Source organism: Chryseobacterium sp. FR054 (assembly GCF_056844565.1).
This window is the reverse complement of record NZ_JBXDSA010000002.1, coordinates 161,790-186,354: the sequence shown is the minus strand read 5'-3', so window position 1 is coordinate 186,354 and position 24,565 is coordinate 161,790. Positions and strand designations below refer to the sequence as shown.

General features: G+C 39.8%; 21 protein-coding genes. 4 read left to right on the top strand and 17 right to left on the bottom strand.

Annotated elements, in window-relative coordinates; all coding sequences use genetic code 11:
* Nucleotides 1-41 precede the first annotated feature (41 nt).
* From AC106S_RS08195 to AC106S_RS08155, 9 genes are all read right to left on the bottom strand, one after another.
* The gene (locus AC106S_RS08195) at nt 42-455 is read right to left on the bottom strand and encodes a nuclear transport factor 2 family protein (RefSeq protein ID WP_482438591.1); all 414 of its coding nucleotides are present in this window, start codon (nt 453-455) and stop codon (nt 42-44) included.
* Between the two features lie 2 nt (nt 456-457).
* A complete protein-coding gene (locus AC106S_RS08190; RefSeq protein WP_482438590.1) occupies nt 458-985 on the bottom strand; it encodes a TetR/AcrR family transcriptional regulator in 528 nt (175 codons plus the stop codon).
* A 238-nt stretch (nt 986-1,223) separates the two neighbouring features.
* Nucleotides 1,224-2,282, bottom strand: a complete 1,059-nt coding sequence (locus tag AC106S_RS08185; RefSeq protein WP_482438589.1) for a TerC/Alx family metal homeostasis membrane protein — start codon at nt 2,280-2,282, stop codon at nt 1,224-1,226.
* An 88-nt stretch (nt 2,283-2,370) separates the two neighbouring features.
* Entirely contained in the window at nt 2,371-2,979 is a 609-nt protein-coding gene (locus tag AC106S_RS08180; RefSeq protein WP_482438588.1) for a TerD family protein, read from the bottom strand.
* A gap of 68 nt (nt 2,980-3,047) precedes the next feature.
* A complete protein-coding gene (locus AC106S_RS08175; protein WP_482438587.1) occupies nt 3,048-3,971 on the bottom strand; it encodes a hypothetical protein in 924 nt (307 codons plus the stop codon).
* 41 nt (nt 3,972-4,012) lie between these two features.
* Nucleotides 4,013-5,182, bottom strand: coding sequence for a toxic anion resistance protein (locus AC106S_RS08170; protein WP_482438586.1), 1,170 nt, complete (start codon nt 5,180-5,182; stop codon nt 4,013-4,015).
* A 2-nt stretch (nt 5,183-5,184) separates the two neighbouring features.
* Nucleotides 5,185-5,742, bottom strand: coding sequence for a TerD family protein (locus AC106S_RS08165; RefSeq protein WP_482438585.1), 558 nt, complete (start codon nt 5,740-5,742; stop codon nt 5,185-5,187).
* Entirely contained in the window at nt 5,732-6,556 is an 825-nt protein-coding gene (locus AC106S_RS08160; protein WP_482438584.1) for a phosphoribosyltransferase family protein, read from the bottom strand. The genes AC106S_RS08165 and AC106S_RS08160 overlap by 11 nt, the downstream gene beginning before the upstream one ends.
* Nucleotides 6,557-6,562: 6 nt before the next feature.
* On the bottom strand, nt 6,563-7,231 hold the full coding sequence (locus tag AC106S_RS08155; protein WP_482438583.1) for an HAD family hydrolase: 669 nt from the start codon (nt 7,229-7,231) through the stop codon (nt 6,563-6,565).
* Between the two features lie 697 nt (nt 7,232-7,928).
* Here AC106S_RS08155 and fusA point away from each other — a divergent pair.
* Nucleotides 7,929-9,995: an elongation factor G gene (gene fusA / locus AC106S_RS08150; protein ID WP_482438582.1), complete on the top strand. Its 2,067-nt coding sequence runs from the start codon at nt 7,929-7,931 to the stop codon at nt 9,993-9,995.
* A gap of 237 nt (nt 9,996-10,232) precedes the next feature.
* Here the strand turns inward: fusA and AC106S_RS08145 are convergent, their stop codons facing one another.
* Nucleotides 10,233-11,771 (bottom strand): SulP family inorganic anion transporter, encoded by a 1,539-nt coding sequence (locus AC106S_RS08145; protein WP_482438581.1) that lies wholly within the window; start codon nt 11,769-11,771, stop codon nt 10,233-10,235.
* A gap of 585 nt (nt 11,772-12,356) precedes the next feature.
* Between AC106S_RS08145 and AC106S_RS08140 the strand changes: the two genes are divergently transcribed.
* Both AC106S_RS08140 and AC106S_RS08135 read left to right on the top strand, forming a co-directional pair.
* Complete coding sequence (locus AC106S_RS08140) at nt 12,357-12,788, top strand: helix-turn-helix domain-containing protein (RefSeq protein ID WP_482438580.1); 432 nt, start codon at nt 12,357-12,359, stop codon at nt 12,786-12,788.
* A gap of 12 nt (nt 12,789-12,800) precedes the next feature.
* Complete coding sequence (locus tag AC106S_RS08135; RefSeq protein ID WP_482438579.1) at nt 12,801-13,148, top strand: helix-turn-helix domain-containing protein; 348 nt, start codon at nt 12,801-12,803, stop codon at nt 13,146-13,148.
* Between the two features lie 197 nt (nt 13,149-13,345).
* Here the strand turns inward: AC106S_RS08135 and AC106S_RS08130 are convergent, their stop codons facing one another.
* The 4 genes from AC106S_RS08130 to AC106S_RS08115 form a co-directional block, all read right to left on the bottom strand.
* Nucleotides 13,346-13,483, bottom strand: coding sequence for a hypothetical protein (locus tag AC106S_RS08130; protein WP_482438578.1), 138 nt, complete (start codon nt 13,481-13,483; stop codon nt 13,346-13,348).
* A 770-nt stretch (nt 13,484-14,253) separates the two neighbouring features.
* Complete coding sequence (locus AC106S_RS08125; RefSeq protein ID WP_482438577.1) at nt 14,254-14,490, bottom strand: phosphate ABC transporter substrate-binding protein; 237 nt, start codon at nt 14,488-14,490, stop codon at nt 14,254-14,256.
* A 139-nt stretch (nt 14,491-14,629) separates the two neighbouring features.
* Entirely contained in the window at nt 14,630-15,091 is a 462-nt protein-coding gene (locus tag AC106S_RS08120; protein ID WP_482438576.1) for a hypothetical protein, read from the bottom strand.
* 75 nt (nt 15,092-15,166) lie between these two features.
* On the bottom strand, nt 15,167-16,684 hold the full coding sequence (locus AC106S_RS08115; protein ID WP_482438575.1) for a TROVE domain-containing protein: 1,518 nt from the start codon (nt 16,682-16,684) through the stop codon (nt 15,167-15,169).
* A 714-nt stretch (nt 16,685-17,398) separates the two neighbouring features.
* Here AC106S_RS08115 and AC106S_RS08110 point away from each other — a divergent pair.
* Nucleotides 17,399-17,848: a VOC family protein gene (locus AC106S_RS08110; RefSeq protein WP_482438574.1), complete on the top strand. Its 450-nt coding sequence runs from the start codon at nt 17,399-17,401 to the stop codon at nt 17,846-17,848.
* Nucleotides 17,849-17,929: 81 nt separating this feature from the next.
* On the opposite strand, the gene AC106S_RS08105 is transcribed toward AC106S_RS08110, so the two are convergent.
* The 3 genes from AC106S_RS08105 to AC106S_RS08095 are packed head-to-tail and all read right to left on the bottom strand — an operon-like array spanning nt 17,930 to nt 24,503.
* On the bottom strand, nt 17,930-19,276 hold the full coding sequence (locus tag AC106S_RS08105; protein ID WP_482438573.1) for an SWIM zinc finger family protein: 1,347 nt from the start codon (nt 19,274-19,276) through the stop codon (nt 17,930-17,932).
* A gap of 3 nt (nt 19,277-19,279) precedes the next feature.
* Nucleotides 19,280-21,976 carry a DUF6493 family protein gene (locus tag AC106S_RS08100; RefSeq protein ID WP_482438572.1) on the bottom strand — a complete coding sequence of 899 codons (2,697 nt, stop codon included), beginning with the start codon at nt 21,974-21,976 and terminating at the stop codon, nt 19,280-19,282.
* Nucleotides 21,957-24,503 carry a DUF6493 family protein gene (locus AC106S_RS08095; protein WP_482438571.1) on the bottom strand — a complete coding sequence of 849 codons (2,547 nt, stop codon included), beginning with the start codon at nt 24,501-24,503 and terminating at the stop codon, nt 21,957-21,959. The genes AC106S_RS08100 and AC106S_RS08095 overlap by 20 nt, the downstream gene beginning before the upstream one ends.
* Nucleotides 24,504-24,565 lie beyond the last annotated feature (62 nt).

The following is a 24,565-nucleotide window of genomic DNA, read 5'->3' as shown; positions in this document are numbered from 1 at the left end:
CATTGGAACAAAAAAGACTGTTGCGGTAACAGTCTCAATGATTATTTAAATTTCCGGTCTTCTTCTTTAATGGCCAGATCGTTGATGCTTGCGAACCTTTTCTTCATCAGACCGTTTTCATCAAATTCCCAGTTTTCATTTCCGTAGGCTCTGAACCAGTTTCCGTCTTTCGTACGGTATTCATATTCAAAACGGACTGCAATGCGGTTATCTGTATGTGCCCAGTATTCTTTTTTCAGTTGGTAATCAAGTTCCTTTTCCCATTTATTCTGAAGAAATTTTACGATCTCTTCCCTTCCGTTGATAAAAGTGTCTCTATTTCTCCATTCACTGTCCTGAGTATATGCCCTGGAAACTTTTTCAGGGTCCCGGCTGTTCCATGCATCTTCTGCCATCTGTATTTTTTGCTTCGCCGTTTCAGGGGTGAAAGGCGGAAGCGGATGTTTCTGTTCCATATTTAAGAGATTAGGCTGGTGATTATTTTTTTTGAACGTTCTATCAGTTCATTGGATCTGAAGACCTGGCTTTCAACGATACTGCTTTCAAAAAGCATATAGACATGATCGGAAAGAGCCTCATCATTCAGTAATTCCAGGAAATATTTTCTGAGTGCCGCCTTATGATCCGTGATCACTTTCATTATTTTCACGTTATCTGTGGGAATCTCTGACAGAATATTCAGGAAACTGCATCCTCTGAAATTTTCTTTTTCATTCATATGCATCAGGAAATCAAAGGCAGCGAGAATCCTGGACTTATTATCTTTAGATTTCGCAGAAAACCGATTCAGCTCGTCAAACCAGTAAGCATGTCTTACTTTAAGAAATTCTACACACAGGTCTTCTTTGGACCTGAAGTACTGATAAAAGCTGGCTTTTGCCACTCCGGCATCGGAAATGATCTGGTTGATTCCCGTAGAGTTATACCCCTGCCTGGCAAACAGTTCAAATGTTACTCCTACAATTCTTTCTCTTGGAGATGTCATAATATTTTGTTTTGTGTGTTACAAATATACGATAAAAGAACGAATAGACAAACCGGTCTGTTTATTTCTGTAAGATGAAAGAAATAAAGCTGAAGGCTGGAATTTTCCAGATCTATGGAAAATGTTTTTCTTATTTCGGATATTGTTGATTGAAAATGATTTTTATTTGTACAAGGGTACTTCACCTCTATTCAAATGAAAAAAAATCCCCGGAATAAAAATCCCGGGGCAGCTTATATTATTTTATCTGTTCTTCATTCTCTTCCAGTTTTTCTTTCTCCTCTCCTTCCTTATCAGGGAAAATGATGGATAAAAGAACTGAGATGACCAATACTCCTCCTACGATTCCCAGGGAAATCGGAGACGGAATATGAATCCACGGTGCGATCAGCATTTTCACCCCGATAAAGGACAGGATAATTGCCAGTCCGTACGGAAGTTTGCTGAACATGTGAATGAAGTTCGCTAAAAGGAAATAGAGTGATCTAAGTCCTAAGATGGCAAAGATATTAGATGTATACAGGATGAACGGGTCATTGGAAATCGCAAAGATCGCCGGAATTGAATCTACTGCGAAAAGAACGTCTGTAAATTCAATTACTCCTACTACGACTAAAAGCGGTGTTGCCATTTTGATTCCGTTCTGAATGGTGAAGAACTTATCTCCATCATAATTATCGGAAACTTTCCAGAAACTCTTGATGAGTTTTGCTCCAGCAGTGTTGCTGTAATCTTCGTCGTCATCGTCATCACCGTCTCCCCAGGATTTGATTCCCGCATATACAAGGAATAATCCGAATAAGGTCATTACTACATTGATTTTTACGGCTTCTCCGAAGATATTCATTTCAGGAAGGTACGTCAGATTAATCAGTCCTACCCCGGCAAAGATAAATATCGCCCTGAATACCAGTGCACCGATGATTCCCCAGAAAAGAACTTTATGGTGAAGGTATTTCGGAACTTTAAAGAATCCGAAAACAAGAATGAAGACGAATAAGTTATCCACGGAAAGGGCTTTCTCAATCCAGTAGGCAGCCTGATACTGTGTAAATTTTTCTACGGCCAGCGCATGGCTTTCGGGGGTTCCGTCTGTATTGAACACCCAGTAAACAACTCCTGAGAATACCATGGACAGCGAGATCCATACGATAGACCAGATGGTAGCTTCTTTGGATGATACTTCGTGACTTTTTTTATTGAATACTCCTAAGTCCAGGAGCAGCATGATAACGACTGTTACCGCAAATCCCCACACCAGGCCCGGGTGCAGATCTATAATACTTTGATGTTCCACTTGAGTTATATGTTATTATATGACAAAAGCAATAGCTGTACAGGGTACAAGTATTGCTGTTTTATTTATTTTTCTGATTGATAGTCTATTACAAATAGTTCATTTGTACGGTCTGAATGGTCTGCTCCAGTTTTCTGTCTGAAGTAGGGTCTCCGACAGCGTTGAATTTCCATTCTCCGTTTCTTTTGTAGAACACTCCCATGACCATTGCAACGTGTCCGCCGAAAGAAGCATCGTTAGCAACATCATATTTAGCAAAAATTTCTTTTACATTGGTTGGAGTTCCTTCGTAAATACGGATAGAAGCAAAAGGGATTGTTGCAAAATCCTGCCCCTGGTAGCTGTTCAGTACCATAGCAACATACTCCACGTTAGGTTCCAGCTGGCTGAAATCTACCGTGATTACTTCGTTATCCAGTCCGTCATCACCGTTTACGTCTCCTGTAAGGTCGTCTCCGCTGTGTCTTACAGAACCGTTTCTGGATTTCAGGTTTCCGAAGTAAATTACTTCTGTAACGTTTTTGTTTGAGTCATATAAAATGCAGCTTCCGTCTAAGTCTACTGCTTCTTTTTTAGTTCCGAATAATCCTTTTTTTTCAATCGCCCCCCAGTTGATCCCTACACACGCCTGGTTAAGCGTTGCGCCGTTCTCTTTCTTCAGGTTGATTCTCTGACCTTTTTGTAAGTTGATAGCCATTTTTTTATGTTTGTAATTGTTGTTATTTTCACGAAAAGCAAATGTTTTGTCTGCTTCTCAAATTTCGTTTAATTATTATTCAAGTTCAAATTAAGCATCGCGCGCAGGATATTCGTTTCTTCATCAAAATCGAATATTTTGCTCATAATGTCTATATTTTCCAGGTTGCGGAGGTAGTCTTTCAATACGTTTTCCACTTCCGGTGTGAGGGTACGTTTTCTTTCGTTCATAGAGCCTTCCAGCTGTTCGTTCTTATTTTTCAGCTGGTTGATAATGGAAGTCTGGTTGGATTCATTTTCAGAGATATCCAGTTTATCCGTTTCATGTTCAAAAAGATAGAGCTTTTTATCGTCTATGCTGAAAATAAAATAATCATCAGACTGAAAGATCTTAAAAAGTTCATACTCATGAATCCCGATAAGATACCCGCAGACAAAGCGGACTTTAAATCCCTGTATATTCAGTCTTCCAAGAAGTTTTCTTTCGATGGCAAAATCCCTGTACTGATAGGCGGGAAAATTATCCGGCTTCAGCAGTGTTTCGTCTGCCTGGGTCCGGTAAAATTCCTGTGCATATTTTTTATGAAAATACATCACATTATCCCAGTTGGCCGTAAAAGAATCTTCTGTGAGGTCTTTATACACTGTTTTCAGATGCTGGGAAAATATACCGCTGTACATTTTCCTGTCAGTCTCAAAACTGTCTGCTTTTTTTTCCTCAAAACCTGCAATATATTTGCTGTTGACACCAATTTCGTTAATGACAGCCAGCATTTCGTTTTCCTTCTGCCGTTTGATCTTTGTGAGAAGTTCAATCAGGCTGTCGGTATACTGAAGGTGGAAAAGTTCCAGCTTGTTAAAGTCCAGCGCTTTATTTTCCTGGAACAGATTATGGATAATATCGGTTTTAATGTAAATCGATATGATGTCAATATGTTCAAAAAAATTAGCAAGAAGTTTAAGCTTGGTTAATCTTCTTCTGCTCTGAGACATTATGGTTGCTGCATCATCCCCCACCGTAGTATCCTGTTATTTTAACCTCTTACGTTTGCTTTTAATTCGTGTTCCAGTGTCTGAAGATCCTGATCCAGTTTTCTTCTGCTTTCTGCTCCCTGCTTCTGGATCTGTTTTACTTCATTCAGCGTATTGATAAGCATTGAAGTTGTTTCTCTCAATGTTTCCACAGATACAATAGTCTGCTCATTTGCTCTGGCCACATTCACTGAATTCTGACCAAGACGCTCGGCGTTCTTTCTTAAGATTTCTTCTGTTGTAGAAGATACTTTCTGCTGGATTTCGATATTCTGCTGCTGTCTGTACATGGCTACTGCCAGTGAAAGCTGGTTTTTCCATACCGGAAGTGTTGTCGTAAGGATCGTCTGTGCTTTTTCCGCAATGGAAACGTTGTTGTTCTGCACCAGTCTGATCTGCGGAAGCGACTGCATCATGATCACACGTACCACTTTAAGATCCGCCATTCTGCGGTCCAGTCTTGCAATGAAATCTCTTTTATCCGCGATCTGATAATCCTGATAGTTCTGCGGAGCAGCTTCCATCTGGGCCAGTTCTGCTGCAGCTCGTTCCATTCTCAGGCTTCCTGCAATCACAAGATCTTCAATCTGCTTGATAGAGTTTACATTACTTTCAAAGATGGTCTGAAGAACAGCATTGTCTTTCGTGGAAGTAATGATCCCTGCGTTTACCTTGTAAGAGATCTGCTCGATATTGTTGATGATCTTATCGTATTTGGTAAACAGGTTTTCTACCTGTGTAATAACCTTTTTCATGAACGGCAGTTTGCTTAAAAAGCTTTTTACTTTATTGCTGTTCAGTTCATCTACGTCTACATAATTAAGTTCCACCAAAAGGTCGTTGATCAGTACGCCCACTTCTCCCGAGTTGGATCTTCTTACGTTTCCTAAAAAGCTGTCACTCTGATTGGAGAGCGTTTTCTGAAGTTCGGCTCCGTAATTTACGATAGACCCCGGATTGGTTTCATCGATTGAATTGGCGAGAACTTCATATTTCTGACGGTCATCTGACTGCATCTGCGCCAGGTTCACATTCCCTTCCCTGTCTACAAGAACCGGAGGTGCTGCATTAGGGGCAGGCTGAGCCGGCGGCGTCATTGGAGCCGGTTCAAATGTTTTAAGAGGCTCAATAGATCCGTACGGATCTGTTGGCTGATTTCCCTGATTGTCCATAATTACTTCTGATAAATTGATACAAACTTGTCAAGGCCGTCACGCTGTCCTGCGCCTACCGCCTCAAATTTCCATTCTCCGTTTCTGTTGTAGATTCTTCCGAATTCTACTGCCGTTTCGATTGAGAAATCTTCGTCTAATTCATATTTTAAGATCTCCTCATTCGTATCTGTATTGAAAATTCTGATGAAAGAATTTCTTACCTGTCCAAAGTTCTGTTTTCTGGATTCTGCTTCGTGGATTGTTACCACAACCGTAATTTCCTTGATCGCAGAATCAATTTTTGTAAGATCAATTTTGATCTGCTCATCATCTCCTGTTCCTTCTCCTGTAAGGTTATCTCCTGTGTGAACCACCGCCTTATCCGGAGACTCAAGGTTGTTATAGAAAATAAAGTGGTTGTCTGAAACCAGCTTCTTGTCTTCACCCAGCAGGAATAAAGATGCATCAAGGTCGAATGCCGTACCGGTAGAAGTATTATTGATATCCCATCCTAAACCTACCGTGAATTTAGGTGCATTAATGTTTTCTCTTTGTCCTTTTTGTAAGTTAATAGCCATAGTGTAATTCCGTTTGTGTTAAAAAATTGATGTTATTTTCGTATTCTTTTATTAAATGATAATTATTGCTGATCGCCAGTTCCAGAAGAAGATCCATCTGCTCCTTCTTTACTTTAGACGTAAGATAGTCAAAATTACTTGAATCCAGGCCTAAAATATATTTTACAATCCTGGTATTGAACTGAAAATCCGGTTTCAGCATTACTTCTGCAATATGTTCTACGTTTTTCACTGCATAATAATTGAAAAAGTTTTCAATTTTCGGGTCAATATCAAAGTTCATCAGTTCTGCATAATACAGAAACATAAAATCTGCTTCTACCTTATATTCGTCCAGAATTTTGTGTACCGTGTATTCGTGGCTTCCCGTAATTTTTATATCGTCTATAAAAATACAAAGTTTTCCTCTTAAAAAATCTTTATCGATGTAATAAGTATCGTTTGCGATGAGATTTTTACGGTCTTCAAAGTTCAGATTTCCATAATCCGTGATATAGGTATGATTTCTGTTGATCTTAGACAGGATGCTGGATCTCTTCCCTTTCTGAAAAAGAAAATAATCCAGATACTTTTTAAAATAAAAGCATAAAAAATTAGATGCCGTAGGAATCGCCATATACGGGCTGGGAAGCACGACAATTTCTTTACCGGTATCTAAAAGGTATTCATATCCGGCAATAAAGCCCTCGAATAATTCTTTAGCAAATTTTTCAGCATACGACTTATCGCCATATTTGAAATAGCTGTATTCTGCGGGCGAAAAAGTGAATTCATCCGCCGAATGAATGTGGTGTAAGCTGTATCTCTTGTTCATATTGATTTAGTGTTTAAGCAGGTGTGCACTGAAGCCAAAATCTTTTGCTCCCCGGTAATCGGCCACCGGATTGTCTCCGATGTGCAGAATGCGGTGAAGCGGCAGATCCTGATCAGCTATTTTATTCTTTACTTCCTGAAAAATAAGCGGGTTCGGTTTGGAACAGTTCGTTTCATCTGAATAAATATGAAAATCTATATACTGCTCCAGATTCTCACCTTTCAGAAATTTCCTCATGGTTGTTCCTTTAATAAAACCTGTATTGCTTAAAATATTGATGGTCTTTCCCTGATTTTTAATTTCATCAAAAAAACTGCGGATATTTTCAAATATCACAACGGGTCTGTATTCCAGAAACAGTTCTTCGCTTTTCAGATAAAACCCCTCCAGTTTTCCTTTATCGATCTGTTTTACATCAACATCCATTGAATTCAAAATCAATAAATAGATTTCAAAAGTGTCTATATTCCCACCGGTCACCTCATTGATGGTATTACAAAGATCATCATAATATTTTACGGCTTTCGCAACCTCATCAATGGGTTTATCAATGTTAAAATACGAGGAGAACAGCTCAACTCTTTTTGTTTTAAATTCAGGATGAGATTTGATTAAGGTGAGCCACAGGTCAAAGGAAAAATGACAGTGGTTATGAATGTCGATATCTGTTTTCAATAATTTTAAGTTAAAAGTTTTTATTTAGCTTCTTGAAAAAGATTTAAAATTTTTTAATCATCAACAAGTGTTTAATTTTCATTTCTTCCCAAAGATAAAATTTTTATCATAAATGCATCTATTCAGTTCTCTGTTTTAAGATATTTTATGAATTCTTTATCGATCAGGAAAGTTATAAAAGACTCATTGAGAAATCTGTTTAGCCCAATTTTTAAAAAAAATGTGCAAAAAATTTTTGACAATTGAAAAAAAATGATAATTTCGCAACCGGTTAACAATCAACAATGTCAACAAAAATGATAAATATTATAACTTTAATCAATCCTGTCAGAGCTGTGTACTTTGGCAGCACTGAATATTTATCTGAATAGTTTCATAGATCTTTTTTACTAAAAATATGTTAAAAGACCTCTCTGTTCAGACAGGTCTTTTTTGCTGCCCAATTTTTCAGACTTTAATCCATCAGAAACTTCTGGTGTACGGTTATACCATGCTCTGAAATACTCCATACCATTCATTCATCAGTTCCGTTTCTGAAAACATTGTGACAGAATCACAGAACTGGTAAAAATCCTTCAGACCGGAAATTTCCCGGTCCGGGCAATGCTATGCGTTTTTTCAGAAAAGGCCTGTTTCGCCGCACATACAGAAAGCTGATATTCAGTAACATCATTCAACCCATATAATTTTAAACAAAATGAAATATAATACACGAAATATAGGAATCATAGCCCATGTAGATGCAGGAAAAACCACTTTATCGGAAAGACTTCTTTATTATACAGGACTTATTCATAAAATAGGAAATGTGGATGACGGTAATACCACGATGGATAAGGACATCCAGGAGAAAAACCGGGGAATCACCATTTCATCGGCTGCCGTTTCTACACAATGGAAAAAAGGAGGAAACGTTTTCAACATTAATATCATCGATACACCCGGCCACATTGATTTTGCCGTGGAAGTGGAACGTTCTCTAAGGGTTCTGGACAGTGTTGTCGCTGTTTTCTGCGCTTCTTCCGGAGTACAGCCACAGACTGAAAACGTATGGTTCCAGGCTGAAAAACATGGGATTCCGAAGATCTGTTTCATCAATAAAATGGACAAGACGGGAGCAGATTTCTTTGCTGTTTTAAAGGAAATAGAAACCAAACTCAATGCTGTTCCTATGGTGTTACAGATTCCGATTGGTGCTGAAGACCGGTTTAAAGGCGTGATCGATCTTGTGAAACAGAAAGCTCTTTACTGGACTGACGAAACCGGGGAAACTATTGTGGAAAAAGAAATTCCGGAAAGCTATATTCAGGAAGCTGATGAATACAGAGCCAGGCTGCTGGAAACTCTTGCAGAATATGATGAAGCCTTTTTTGAAAGCTTTATGGAATCTGATCAGGAGGTTTCTGAAGAAATGATCAAAGATTGTATACAGAGAATATGTATATCGGGAGCTGCTGTTCCTGTTCTGTGCGGTTCCGCATTTAAAAACAAAGGAGTTCAGCCGCTACTGGATGCGATCGTTGATTATCTTCCTGCACCGGAACAGCTTCCGCCCATTGTGGGGAAAGATCCCTCAACCGGAGAAACCGTTGAAACAGAAAGAAACAAGGAGGTATCTTTTTCCGGGCTTGTTTTCAAGGTGGTGATTGATAAACACATGGGAAGACTGGCTATGCTCCGTATTTATTCGGGAACGATACAGCCTGGGGATTCTGTGACGAATGTAAGAACAGGCGAAAGTTTCAGGATTTCCAGAATTCTGCGGATGCAGTCGGATAAAACGTTATCGGCTGAGGAAGGAAAAGCCGGGGATATTGTTGCATTAACAGGGATAAAAGATGCCAAAACCGGAGATTCCCTGTCTGCACCTGAAAGACCTGTCCTTCTGGAAGCCATTACGATTCCTGCTCCTGTGATAAGGGTTGCCATAGAACCTAAAACGAACAGTGATGAGAAATCTTTCGGGCTGGTTCTGGCTAAAATCCAGGAAGAAGACCCTTCCCTGGTTGTGGAAAGAGATCCTCAGACGGGAGAAACTCTGTTAAGCGGCCTCGGTGAACTTCATCTTGAGGTAACGCTGGAAAAGATCCGTCTGAATCACGGAATTGAAGTGAATCAGGGGAAACCCAAAGTTTCATACCGTGAGATCTTAACGAAAGGGCATACTTTCAGGGAAAAGTTTTCTAAACAGAACGGAGGAAGCGGGCAGTTTGCGGATATCACGTTTGAGATCGGCCCCAGAGAAAATAATGAACCCGGTCTGGAATTCGTAAGTCTGATTAAAGGCGGTGCGGTTCCCGGTGAATTTATCCCTTCCGTTGAAAAGGGTTTCAGAGAAGCCATGGAAAACGGACCTTTAAAAGGGTATCCACTGGAAAGTATGAGCATCAGGCTTCTGGACGGATCTTTCCATCCCAATGACTCGGCTGCTCTGGATTTTGAAATTGCCGCAAGAGACGGTTTCAGAAATGCCGCTGTGAAATGTTCTCCTAAACTTATGGAACCCATCATGCAGGTGGAGATCCAGAGTACTGAGGAATATACGGGAGCGATAACAGCGGATATCAACCGCAGAAGAGGAATCATCACTTCCATTGATGAACGTTCAGGAAGGAAGGTCTTCACCGCGGAAATCCCCCTGGCTTCCACATTCGGATATATTTCTGATCTGAGAACATTATCCAGCGGAAGAGCCTCTATCAGTATGAAATTATCACACTATGCTTTAGTTCCGGATTTCATTGCTGAAACATTAATAACCTAAACAACAGGGACTGTAAAATGATTTTACGGTCCCTGTACGGTTATAGGGACATTTTTTACCGGGTATAAGTTTCGGCTAAAGCCAGATGGAATTTGTTTCTTTTTTACAACAGGCTGAAGCCCATTGCTATTGAATATATTTTATGAATTATCAAATGATTTCCGAAGTTTAAATGATTTCTATTTCCACAGAATACGGAGATAACACAGATTTTTCAATCTTTCAGGTTGAATTCTCTTATTTTTCCGGCATTACTTTATAGGTAGGATCGTCCTGAATATTGATTTCGATGACGGCTTCTGCATTTCCCAGCATTTTGCGGCAGTCTTCACTGAGGTGGCGGAGGTATACCTTTTTATTCAGCCGGCTGTATCGCTTTGACAGTTTATTTAAAGCATCGATGGCACTCATATCTACAACCCGGCTTTCTTTAAAGTCTATGACTACTTCATCCGGATCTCCGGCAGGATCAAATTTATCTGTAAATGCAGTTACGGAGCCAAAGAACAGCGGTCCGTATATTTCATAGTTTTTGACTCCGTTTTGATCTGTATATTTTTTGGCACGGATCCTTTGGGCATTATCCCAGGCAAAAACCAGTGCAGAAATTACAACCCCTACCAAAACCGCCAGCGCAAGATTATGAAGAATAATGGTAATAAGGGCCACGGTAATTCCTACAAATATATCCGACTTCGGCATTTTATTGACGATACGGATGGAGACCCACTGAAAAGTACTTACAGAAACCATCATCATTACGCCCACCAATGCAGCCATCGGAATTTTTTCAATAACCGGTGCACCGAATAATATAATCAGTAAAATCATCAGTGAGGCTATGATTCCGGATAATCTGGCTCTTGATCCGGCATTCAGATTCACTAAGGTCTGTGCTACCATCGCGCATCCGCCCATTCCTCCGAAGAATCCGTTGGTGATATTGGCAAGTCCCTGTGCTACCGATTCTTTATTGGCATTTCCCTTTGAATTGGTGATCTCATCTACCATTGACAAAGTAAGTAATGACTCAATCAAACCAACCCCTGCCATGATCAGTGCATAAGGAAAAATAATCTGCAGGGTTTCCAGGGTAAAAGGCAGCGCCGGAATATGAAAAGCAGGAAGACTGCCGCTGATATGGGCAATATCCGCTACCGTTTTTGTCTGTATCCCGAATCCGAGAACCAGTGCAAAAACTACAATGATAGCTGCCAGGGAAGCAGGAACTGTTTTTGTGATCTTCGGAAAGAAGTAAACCACTGCGATGGTAAGCGCTGTAAGACCTGCCATAATATATAGAGATGTTCCGTGCAGCCAGCTGACTGTACCACTGCTGTCTGTGATCTTAAACTGTTCAACCTGAGCCATAAAAATAATCACTGCCAGCCCGTTTAAAAACCCATACATAACAGGCTGAGGAATGAGTCTTACAAATTTTCCCAGTTTAAAAATACCTACCAGCATCTGAAAGATTCCGGCCAGGGCAACTGCTGCAAAGAGATATTCTATACCGTGAGATTTTATGAGGGCAATTAAGACAACGATGGTAGCTCCTGCCCCACCGGATACCATTCCGGGGCGGCCACCCAAAACCGCGGTGACAAGTCCCATCATAAATGCCGCATAAAGCCCTGTTAATGGAGATAATCCCGCCAATATGGCAAATGAAAGCGATTCAGGGATCATGGTCATTGCTACCGTAAAACCTGCCAGGAGTTCATTTTTATAATTTATTTTTTTCGAAAAATCGAATAAGCTTATGGTATTTTTCATTGAGGGACAAAGGTAAGTACTCGTTGGGGCTTTTACAATTATTATTCATAATTATCGTTTCAGGTTCATCTTTATTGCATATTTAATTATTTCATCAATAAGCACAATAGATATGTTAATTTTCATTAAAATTTGAATTTTATAAAGTTTTTTATAATTTTTATTTAAATTTGGAGAATAACAAATAGATTATTTGCCCACAATTAAAAATTGTAAAGCAAAACCGGTCTGTTTTTTATATTTATAGAAATTACGAACAGAATTGCATAATTGATCTTTAAAGGTTATATTTGATTCATACCGGACTGTGAAAAAGAAGTTTGAACCAGAGGTCTGCTAAGTAAATTATATGAGAAGGACTTGCTTTATTTAAAGTAAGTCATCCACAGATAAACTAACCTGAAAACTAACGGAAGGCCGTTTAGCTGATTGTACCCCTATTCCCACATGAGCACAAACACAGGGAAGAATTGTTACTGTGCAGCAGCCTGAACTTTCTCAACAAACTTTCTCTGCCGATTGTCCCTGTATCAGGTATAATAATTTATTTTTCTTAATGCTTTAATCTAAAATATTATTTGATACATGTTATATAAAGAAATTCATATCGGAAAGTTTATTAAAGAGATGGTTAAAGAGAATGAAGTACCGATGGAAAGGATCTGCAATTTTCTCAATAAAGATGAAGAATTTATTGAAAAAGTATACTCCAGCGCTTCAATAGATACGGATCTTCTTCTGCGATGGAGCAAACTGCTTGAATATGATTTTTTCAGGCTTTACAGTTCTCACCTTATTCTGTATGCACCGCCCTCAGCAGTCAACAAAAATCACAAAAAGTCTGAAAAGATCCCTTATTTCAGAAAAAACATCTACACTCAGGAGATCAAAGATTTTATTATGAGAAGGATCTCTTCAGGAGAAATGACCCACAGCGAAGCAATCAAAGAATATTCTATTCCCAAAAGTACGCTTCACCGCTGGTTCCAGAAAAGCAATGACAATACTAACGGATAAACAGAAAATATTATGCGTCCCAATTACAAGAAAATTTACCATGATATGCTCAAGCTGGAACATCCCGAAAAATTGAAGGATCCCAAAATCAGAGAGCTTCTTGATAAACTTCATACGACAGAAGATGTCCTGAACTTTAATGAAAAGATCTTTGAACAGTCCAAAGAGAGCGAGAAAAATAATCAGAGGCTGAAGACCTATGATAAAAAGACGATGTTCAAGCTTTTACAGTATCAGCAGAAGCATGGTTTTTCTACCAGCTATATGTCCAGAAAATATAAAATAAGCCGAACGACTATCTCCAACTGGAAAAAAACCTTCGAGGAAGAGATTAAAGAAGTATTAAATGCCGGAGAATAATTCCCCGGCATTTTTTTATTAAAGGTTACTCCCGTAAAAAACCAGTATTCATACCGGACTCGAACCGGACAGCTCTGCCGGAAAACCGGCTTCGCTATTCCCCCAAAGGGATGACGCGATGGAACTTTTTCCTGACGACACTTTAATGTAAAACAGGGCGACCAATGAATGTGTAATATCGTGCTCTACCAGCTGAGCTACTCTTCCTTTACATCGTATTTTGTGGAAGAGATGGGATTCGAACCCGCGTCCCCGTCGTAATGAGCGAAGTAACACCGTTCTACGGCACCTGTTATAAGTACAGATAAGGCAAAAAGCGAAAAAGGTATGCTCATTGAAGAGCGCCGTTCTTACCCGTTATGGGCAGTGAACCGGTAATTCTACATCTGCGTGAGACTTGCATTTTCTTACAGAAAACTTTTACCCTGCCGGATTTCAACCCGGCTTCGCTGGTCCGGTCACCCGGATTTCGCTACCTTAGGACCGTTATAGTTACGAAGGAACCTTTTTCTACGGCACTTATCTGTTTTATTTTTATAAAAAGAGGCAAAAAAGCAAAAAAACGGCTATATAAACCCTGAGGTTTATTATGGAGTTGAACCAAAATCATAAGATTAACCGAAGTACGTTTTTTCTACGGCACTCTTTTTTGTATCAGAGTAAAATATCTGAATCTTTCTTTGCCACCTGCTCTGCCTTCTGAGCTACATTCCGTTTACAACAGGAATGACAGGAATTGAACCTGCATCTGATGGTTTAAATCGAAGTACGATTCTGAAACTACATCTGATGTTTATTTTTTTTCTACAATACAGTTTTTTAACAATATCATTATTATTTTAATCAAGGTAACAGCATCAGGATCTTCCGTGCATCTGCTCTACCGTCTGAGCTACCTCTCCTTTTCGAGGGAGTGGGCAGGAATCGAACCTGCGACCCAATGTTCATATTCCCGAAGTATGATCCCGAAACGACACTTGATTTTTTTATCAGGGCAACAGCACAAACAGACGTTCACAACAGCGTGTTCCCTTTTTTACACCATCCGCTATGCAGAGCAGGATTCGAACCTGCATCACTGTTACCCCAACGAAGCAATTCTGTTTTACGGCACCTGTTTTTTTATTTTCCATTGTACTTTCCTGTATCTTTTCCAGTTTCGCTGAAATTTTCTGTGCTTTGCATTCACCACTTCGAAACCGTGTGGAAAACAGCGGGAACATCCCATTTCATCTCCGTATAAAATTCTGGAAATCTGCACGCCTGAAATCTTCCCCGGGAAATCGATCCATCCGTATTCACTGATCCCGAAGGTTTGTCTTAAAGCTTTGATTTTTTTCACAAGTATTGAGTATTTACCTCAATACACTGCATCTTTCAGACATGTTTTATAATGATTCATGGTTATTAGTTTTGTATGCTGCAAATTTATAATGCTGCTGCGCATTCTTTTTACGCAGTTTAATTTTTATTTACATTTTTTAAATACTGATATATAATTTTTGTCCTTTTGCCATAACCTGCACTGCAAATTTTTTAAAAACGGGATAATAGAAGTTTTCAAAATCGTCATACAGATATTCTTTACGGCTGCAATTTTTAATGGACTCCAGGGTTTGCAGGAAATCATCCGCATTGATCTCGGTACATTGGGCACTAACGTCCTGCCAGCCGGTGCATTCATTGTTTTGTCTCACCAATTCAGGAAGTCTGTGATATTCTTCCTGAGTAATACCTTCAAAAAACCAATAGTTTAAATACCCTCTGAAAGTTCCGCCCCCAAAAAGTACAGCTTCCCATCTGCCTTCAGATTCTGTAAGAAGCATATATTCTTCACCACAGTCGGGAGCTCCGCAGCATGGACACAGGCAAAGATGTGTTAAATCTTCCTTTATAAAAGGATCTGTATTTCCGGTTTTCTGATATTGACAGGTTCCGGACATAAGAATCGGTATTATTTATTGTTATCAAAAATAGGCCGGGAATCATGGTTACTGTTTTCTGAAAAGCAGTGCCTTTTACAGCACCACCTTCTGAATCATCTGAATGGCGGATTTGTGATCCTCCAAAGCATTCAGCACATCAAAAACTTTATCAGACCAGCCTGCAATAAGATGTACATCATTTTCTCTCACATCAATTGGCTGTATACCGTATCCTCCCAGATCGAAAATATACAGTCTGGCATCGGGAGCAATTTCTTTATACCGGTTCCATAAACTTTCAAAGGAGTACTGGGACCCGTTACTGTTCCACAGCTGGGTATCGGTAAACAGCATCACCTTATCCACGATTTCCCCGGTATTGATAAGATCTTCAATCACCAGATGACCATTCGTAGAATAACCTACCTCTCCTGCACGCTTGTAGAATTCACCCACATTTTCCAGAATACCGTTTTCAGGCACCTGAATTCTCTTCCAGATGTCTCCAAACATCCCTGTAATAACATTTTTACACCGTGACTGCAGGATCATGGACATTAATAAGCCAATATCGCAAAGCAGCACCTTGCTTTTTGGTGAAACAGGGATCAGCATAGAGCCGGAAACATCCGCCGCAATGACCACAGAAGTACCGGGACCGAAACCTCTGATGTTTTCTGCGCTTACTGCCACTGCATTTTCCAGTGCTGCCAAAACAGACGGCCAATATTTTGATTTTGTGTTTTTTATTTCCCGATAGGCCGCCAGAAACCTGAACGGAAGCTGCTTTGAGTTTCTTACGGCTTTTTCATCGGAAAGGTAATGACATACTTTTCCCATAGCCTCCGCTGACACATCGGCTTCCAAAATATTTCTCAGATTACGCAAAGTAGCCATATAGCCGAGTTTATTACTGAAAATAAGCTCTTCCCATTTATTTCTGAATGCTGATCTTTTTTCTGCTTCACCGGCAAATTTTGTCTGTCCCAGTACGGAAAGTTCCACTTTCCAGGTATAGGGAGCAGCCAAATGATCATTGGCAATTTTGTTAAAAATAACCTGCTGGTTTTCATCTTTTGCCTTTGGATGAACCAGAAACAAGGCATCTTTTAAAGTAATGTCTGCTTTCCGGTTGTATTTGGCAAACTGATATTCATCAAATTTATTGAAGGATTTTGCAAGACCTTTCTGAATCTGCTTTGAAAGTCTGTTGAGTTTTTTGAGTTCAGTTCTTTCATTCGTAATCTGGTAACAGGCCAGCAGTTCGGTGATTTCATCGGCTCTCTGAATAACTCCGTCCACCGTCCTGCTTACAAGGTCTGTACCGGATACTCTCTTTGCCAGTTCTGCGGTTAAAACCATAGGAACGGAACGCAGATGCATTTCTTTTCTTGCATATACGGCCAGCTTTGCTACAAATTCGGGATCATTTTTCCTGATCAGCGACTGGATCCTCGTTAATCTTTCATTCCCTTTCTCGTAAGCTCCGTTTGACAGTCCTGTTGTAACAACAGCACTGTATAATTCTTCTGCAGGAGTCATGGAATAAGCTTTTGCCCCTTCATGGTTCATTACTGTTCCGTTTTCTTTTCTTAAAAAATTAAATTTCATGGTTACTGTTTTTATTGTTAAACATAGGGAGATCAAAATTGGCTTCTGATTTCTGGTGCAAAGTAAAACTCTTATTGCGCAATGTTTTTGCGTAGTATGCTTTTTTGAACTTTTTTTTGTTTTTCTGAAATGAAGTTGTTAAGGGGAAGTATAATTGCCACAGATACACGATTTTTTATTTTTAAATCGCTCGCAGATTTTGCAGATCGAGCAGATTTTTTATTCTGCGATAAGACTCATGTGTGCTTTTATGCATAAAACCTTTTGTACCTTTTGACTGCATTGAACCTTCGGTTTGCGGTAAAAAAATTCATTGCACAGATACACTGATCTTTCTTTGAGATTTCCCATAGATCACACGAATTCCACAGATTTTTGCGGGTGTTTTTTCTCTCGCAGATTTTGCAGATTGAGCAGATTTTTTATTCTGCGATAAGGCTCATGTGTGCTTTTATGCATAAAACCTTTTGTACCTTTTGACTGCATCGAACCTTCGGTTTGCGGTAAAAAAAATCATTGCACAGATACGCAGATCTTTATAAGTGTTTGTATTTTAAAGATTGGGCATATTTTAAAGTTTGATTTTTATCTGGTTGCGATTTTTACCTTTAATGATATACAATTCATCTATGATTCGTTTTACCTAAAAGAATGGCTAATTTCCGTTTTTCCTGGGCGCATTGTCTAGTTTTGTATTGATTAAAATCAGTCGTAATGATTAAAGGATTATATGAAACTCATATCCAGGTGAGTGATCTGGAAAATGCCATAAGGTTTTATACGGAGGTACTGGGATTGACACTGGCTCATAGAGATGAAACCAGACCGATCGCCTTTTTATGGATTGGGGAAGGAAAAAAGTCTATGCTGGGGCTTTGGGAGCAGAAAGAAAATCTTCAGACAAGACATTTTGCTTTTTCCGGCAGTACGGAAGATATTCTGAATTACTCGGTGGAGTTTTTAAAGAGAAAAGATCTGGAACCCTATAATTTTCTGAAAGACGGGAGTGATCAGCCTATGGTTTTTGCCTGGATGCCGGCACTGGCGATATATTTCAAAGATCCGGACGGAAATCAGCTTGAGTTTATTTCGATACTGGAAGGTGAAGGAAAGCCCGAACTGGGTGTGATTTCTTATGAGGAATGGCTGAAAAAAGGGAATTAATCAGGAAACTTTAAAGATAAAAAACAGGAAGAGCAATCATCCAACAGAAAGGACAGACTGCTGTTCAATCTGTCCTGTATTTTAAAAGGTCTGTATAATTTTCTTTACAGCAAGAACATGTTTGCACGGCCCGCGTTCTCCCTGGTATTTGCTGAACCACTCACAGGTACATCTTTCTTTTTCTTCTTCCAGAATAACGGTATGATGTACACCGCTCCCCTGTACCCGGGCTTCGGTTCTGGCTGCACCGGTGTTCAGGATTTCCACTTTGCCTTCATCAATCAGCTTTTGTGCATTTTTCATCCTCGGATTCAGGCTTATAATGCGGCTGAGTCTGAAAGGCAATCTGCGGTAGAAAAATCCGTTATCGTCAAGGTCGTACCCCAATAATCCCATTGCAGCCAATCTTCCCGTAAGGTTTTCTGTCTTTTTAAGACTGATATTCTCATTCAGAGCAAAGGCCGAAGGATTGAAAGATTGATTGGCATAAGCATATTTATCCAGGGCATCGATCCATTCATCAGATACCTCATTAATCAGGCTGTCCAGTACCGCTCCTTCTCCTGAAAATCCCCGCCAGCATTCTCTCGACAATGAAAAGCTGAACCGGATATTCCCCATATACAGCTGCCATGTCGTTGAATGCATTTCTGCATGCGGAAATACCTGCATCTGATCAATATAAGGCAGAAGCGGCTCAAGCAGTCTAAGCCTGTGAAGTCCGCCTACACATACGGCATCCAGTGATCTTACAGGCGAGAACATTGGTTTATTTCCCCTTACGATCAGATAATAATCCGATTTCACAGGGCCTTTGGGTATTCCCCTGAACAGCTGCTGGGTTTGGATCTTATTAAATGTATACTGCTTTTCTGATTCTGAGAGATAGATCTGAACGGTACTCAATCCTTTGATCCATTTAGCAGGTAACGGTACTTTTCTCTCTATTATTTTTTCTTCTTCTCTGTAAAGCCCCACTTCTTTTTCGCCAACTGAAAGCATGATCTTTTCATTGGGACGGATACTGCCTAAAGCGGTGATCATTGCCTGATTAAAATCTACATTGGTTGTTCCGTTTTCCGGAAATTCTCCATCCAGGCCGTCCGGCAGTACATCTACTCTTGCATACACTCCTGCACAATGGGAAAATCCTTCAAAACGGAGACGACCGTTCCCGGCAGTAACGATAGGGTCTTTAAGCATTGCCATCTGAAACGGTGACAGATTAAAGCTTGACTTTACAATATTAGACAACGCAATCAGGCATCTTGCCAGTATAAAAGGCTGGCTGACATTTCCCCAGAAAAAGCAGGGCGCGTCTGTTTTTTTCTGAATCTCACTGTATCTGGCCAGAAACAGTTCTTCAGAAATATCTTTCTTTATCAGGGACGACGGTCTCTGATAGTTGTAAATGAGCATATCTTCCATAGTTTATTTTTTTAGAAGAAGATTGCAGATTTTTTTCAGACTGGAATTTTCTTTCCAGCTATCAAGTTTGTTTTTTAAGTTTTCATTGACTTCTGACTGATTTAAAGACAGAATTTCATAATAGATGTCTAATATTCTTTTAAGGTTGGTAACCGGAGTTTCCATCTGCAGCAGAATATAGACGATCAGTTCTTCAAGGGCCTGATTGTGTTCCCTGCTGACGTTCAGCATCTGGTGCTGTACCACATCTGTAAATCTTTTTACAGGAGCCCATTCCAGTTTTTCATGGAGACCGATTATTTCTCCAAGACGTTTATTATTCATCACTTCATAAGAAACCTGTTCCAGCCAGATTTCCGCAGCAGTTCCGCGGATCACCTTATCTCCGTTGAGTAAAACGGTTCCCAGAAACAGCCGCCCCATTTCATCCAGAGGTTTTTTCAGTTCATAGAGAGCCTGTACCGTATTCAGCACCAATCCTTTTTCATATACTTCTGCCAGCCCGGAATAATACAGCCCGGTTTTAATTATTTTGGCCAGTACGTTTCCCGGTGTATTGGGAAAGCTCCACATAAAGAACGGAATTTCAGAAAACAGTGTCTGTTCTGCGATGAAATATTCTAAAAAAAGCGGATGTTTTCTTTTTTCAAGATGGTATTTCGGAATTTTTATATCAAGCTCTACCGGATAATATGAATTTTTCCCGCTGTCTACGGTTTTCCAATTGTAAGTGCCGGAAAGAAACTCATCGGGAATGTTATTATATCCAAAGTCCTTAAATTCTTTAAAGACAGTTTGCGGAGAACGTGTAATTCCTGCTGTCATCCACCATGAAGGATGCTCAAATGTTCCCTGGGGAACTGCTTTCTTATCTAAGAAGAAAAGCAGCAAATCTTTATATTCCCCTTTTAATCTACCGGCAAGCTGCAATGCTTCCGTGGTTCTTTCCAGTGAACAGCGCTGCAATGCCAGTTGCACATCCATAGGATCAGGATCTACACCTTCTTTCTGGTAGATTTCAAATCTCTCCACCAGCGTTACAGGAGCGATCCAGCATGGAGCATGCGTTGTAGTGGAAAGTAACGGTGTCTTATCCCCGGCCATGATCTTACGGAATGCATACACTGCAATCTGTCTCAGAGGCTCCATAGCCAATCCTCCTACAAAAATATCTTCAAGCGGACCTAATTTTTTATGATAGCCTGTATAAGCTTCTCTTGTTGCTTCATCCTCGCAGGTCCTTGCATAAATTTTTTCCAGATTTTTAAGCTGCACCGGATATTTCTCCAATAAGGAAAGCCCGTAATGAATGATCATATTGCATAATATAACATTGAAATAAGGTACTTCCCATTTGTTGGAAATGGTTTTACATGCTTTTTGAAAAACAGGCTCAAACAGTTTTACGGATTCTGCATCTGCATCTCCGGCAAAACGGATCATTCCGGCTATTGCGAGGTCATAATGATAAGTTCCGGGGTTTTCCATTGCCTGCGGGAGGAAAAACATCAGGTCTTCGAAGTTTTCAGGCCCCTGAAGTTCAGCTTCTTCACTGATGAGTTCCAATGATTCAACCTCCACTTCATCCAGCTCCTGATAGCTCTCTTCTATAAATTCGGCCAATACAGGTTTAACATTTGCCAGAATATTGTCTGAATAATGTGTCAGAGTATCTTTTATTCCGTCAGTAACGGGGATATATTTATGAATAATTTTAGCTGCTTTGGACTGTATGCTTTCATCTTTGCTTACAAATGCTGCACTTAATGCCATTCCCAGATCTTCTGCTTCATCTTTTTTTCTCTGAAGGATTTTCTCTGTAACGGAAAGACTGGAAATAACCACGGTTTTGATTTCCGAGCTCAGTAAATTCGGAAGGAAGTGGGTAAATTCAGCCGTTTTAAATTCGGGATCAGCTACTATTTTTTTCAGATGAACAAGCATGGTATTAACTGCTTTTGACTGGAGAGACGCAAGGCCTGCCAGCAATTCATCCTGAAGCAGGATCAGCTCTTCGTGAGTAGGTTTCAGGCTGTTGAATGCCTCCATAAACCATCCTGTCACATTTTTATTGAAATTTCTGTTTGCTGCCAGAAGACATTCTTTCAGAAATCTTGTTCTGTCTATTTTATTTCTGGCTATCAGTTTCTGAACCAAAGGAAGCCACTCTTTATAAAAAGGGAGAGACTTGGAAGGAAATTCACACAGATACCAGAAATGGGTTTCCAGGGTTTCCGGAGATTTTTCCAGGTCTGACGGCTGATTGCTCAGATGATATCCCAACAGTTCAGGGCTAGGCTTCACATAGCCTTTTTTCGTCCATCCCAGAATATCCTGATAATTAAATGCTGTAAATTCGGCATCTACGGAATCGTTGATAAAATCTGAGAACCAGCTTGGGCAGCCCCATTCGAGTATTTTATCTGTCTGTTCTTTATCATTGAAAAAACTCCAGTAATTTTTACCGTAATGTTTCTGATCCATGCAGACAAATGATGCTATATCTATTATGGAATGCTGTTCTGCGGAACCGGAGGTATGGTAGGAGTTTTTCGTCATTACGATTTTATTGATCTCCCTGTTCAGTTTTCTGATGGTAGGAACCAGTATTTTTCTTTCTTCAGCGGTAAGCTCCTTCAAAAAAGGAATGATCTCATGTTTTTTTTCTTTGTTAAGAATCTCATAAAGTCTTTCTTTCATTTGTTTTTAATTTGATAATAATTTTTTTCAGGTTATTTTCGTTTTTCCATTCTTCCAGCCTTTTATTCACTTCTTTATCGGTTTCCGACTGATTGAGCTGCAGCAGTTCAGCATAGAGTTCAAGCAGTTTTTTAAGGTTGAAAACCGGCTGATCTATAACGGTAAGAACAGATATCAACAGTTTCTCGAAGGCCTGGTTATGACTGATACTCAGATTAATATAATCACTAAGCCGGTCTGTCAGTCTTTTCACCGGAGCCAGTCCGGATCTGAGCATTTCTCCGGTAAGCGCTCCCAAAGCAGAGGCATCAAAATCCCCGGAAACTATTCTGTAAATAAGTGCTTCAAAAGCCGTACCACAAAGGGTTTTATCCTTATTAAGAAGTGCCGCCGAGAGATACAGATAATGGACGGGCTGAAAAGGCAGGTTCAGTTTCATCCATGCATCCAGTAATTCGGTATTTCCTCTGATATCATAATGATAGACCGCATTGGAGAGTGTTTCGTTATATTTTTTTGCAAAAACAGCCCCCGAAAAGCCGGGTGCCATATACAGAATACGGATCAGATCATCCTGATATATCCCATGATAGGAATTGAACAGAAAATCCAGCAGTGGAGCATTTTCCGGAATTTCTGCCTGATTCCGGATATTGACGGTCAGTTCAGGAACTTCTTCTGTCTGGTTCCATCTATAAAATTTTCTGGTTCCGGTTTCCCATGTAAAACGGCCTTCCAGATAGTTGCTATCGTATATTTTTTTATAGTAGTCAGGATCAAAAACAGGTTTCAGCAGCTGGAAATAGTTTTTATCCAACTGTTTTTCCGCATATTGTACTGCTTCCTCAAGGTTTTCTTTTTTTGTTCTCAGTACTGCCATCTGCAGATCGACAGGCATAGGTTTTTCTTTCCGGTCCTGGTAGATTTTCAGCTGGTCGGTAAGTACACGGATGTTAACCCAGCATGGGGTATGATCAGGAACGGAAAGCAGGGGAAGCTTCTTGCCTTGTTTCAATAATTCAAAAATATCCAGAAGAAAACGGTGATAGGCTTTAAAAACCAACGGAGTCCGTTTTCCTCCCCAATCTTCCAAGACCGGAAATTCTTTCTTTGCTTCATGCAATACCGGAGATACCTTTTGTTGTTTCATCAGCGCATAACTGATGAAAAAAGTCGCCAGTAAATGGTGCATGCCTTCTCCGTTTTTCCTTTTTAAAGCGGCTTTGAAAGCGGGCTCCAGCTGATTCCAGTGTTCTTCATTAATTTCTGTATTGAACCTCATCAATGCATCCAAAAACAGGTCAAAATACAGGGGTTCATTATGAAGGAACACCTGTGGAGCAAAAAAGATAAAATCACTGATCGTTTTCACGGGAGAAACAGGTTCCGGTACATGCCATTCTGTTATTTTATAATGATCATCACCGGAGGTAATGCCGATATTTTTTACAGTCAGGAATTTCTCCAATAAGGTTGCCGCGTCTGTAAGAATGGATCCTGAATAGGCGCTGACTGCCTTCTGAAGTTCATCTGACCTTAAATCTCCGTATTTCGAAATTATTTTAGCCGCCTTAGTCTGTACAGCAGCATCTTTGTTCAGAAATACCGGCAATATAAGCAAACAGATTTCCTGATGGAATTCTGCATTGTTTCTGACTATTTTTTCTACGGTCTGAAGTAAGGTATTCAAAATATTTTTCCCTGCAGCACTGGCAGGTACTTCTGCTGATTTCAGGAAATCCGCAGTTTTAAAGCCCGGTTCTGTGCTCACCCGGTTAATCATTTTCAATGCAGGAACAAAAAGCGGCTGTTGAGATGACTGTAAAATAAGGAACAGATCATCCTGAAGATCCAGAATTTCGCCTGCAGAGGGTTTCAGGTAAGAAAACAGCTCCAGAAACCATGTATTATGTTCTTTGGAAAAGTTACGGTTCACTGCATGAAGGCTGGATTTCAGGACTTTTGAACGGCTTATCTGATTTTCAACAATAAGCTGTTCCAGAATCTCTTTCCAGTTCCTTTGATTATAATGGTACGTAATATCAGAATTATATTCAAAAAGCAGCCAAATGTGCGTTTCCAGTGTGGCCGGATATGTTGAAAAGAGTTCTTTTCCGCTATGGCCGGAAACAAGCGATTCTGCAAGCAGTTCAGCCAGAATTTCATTATTCAGAACGCAATAGCCTTTCTGCTGCCACTCCATTGCTTTAAGATAACCTGCGTTTCTAAGAAAGGCAGAGCTTCTACCTATCCAGCCCGGAACATAGGATTCAAAAAGTTCATCAACAAGATTTACAGGAACAGCATAATAGCCCGGAGAAAGTTTTTCATATTCTTCCTTTGTTTTACTGCACGCCAGAGCAGCGAGCACAGAAATAGGATTGTGCCCCCAGTTTTTGTTTAAAGATTTCTTTAAAACAGCTGCCGTTTCTGTCTTTTCCTTTGAAGTAAGTTTTGTAAGAAAAGGAATAATTTCTTTGATTTTAAAGTTCAAATAAATCCTCTTAAATTCATCTTCAATAAGCATAATTCCAATCTTGGGGGACTAAAATAACAAAAATTGAAAGACTAATAATAAATTATCCCTTT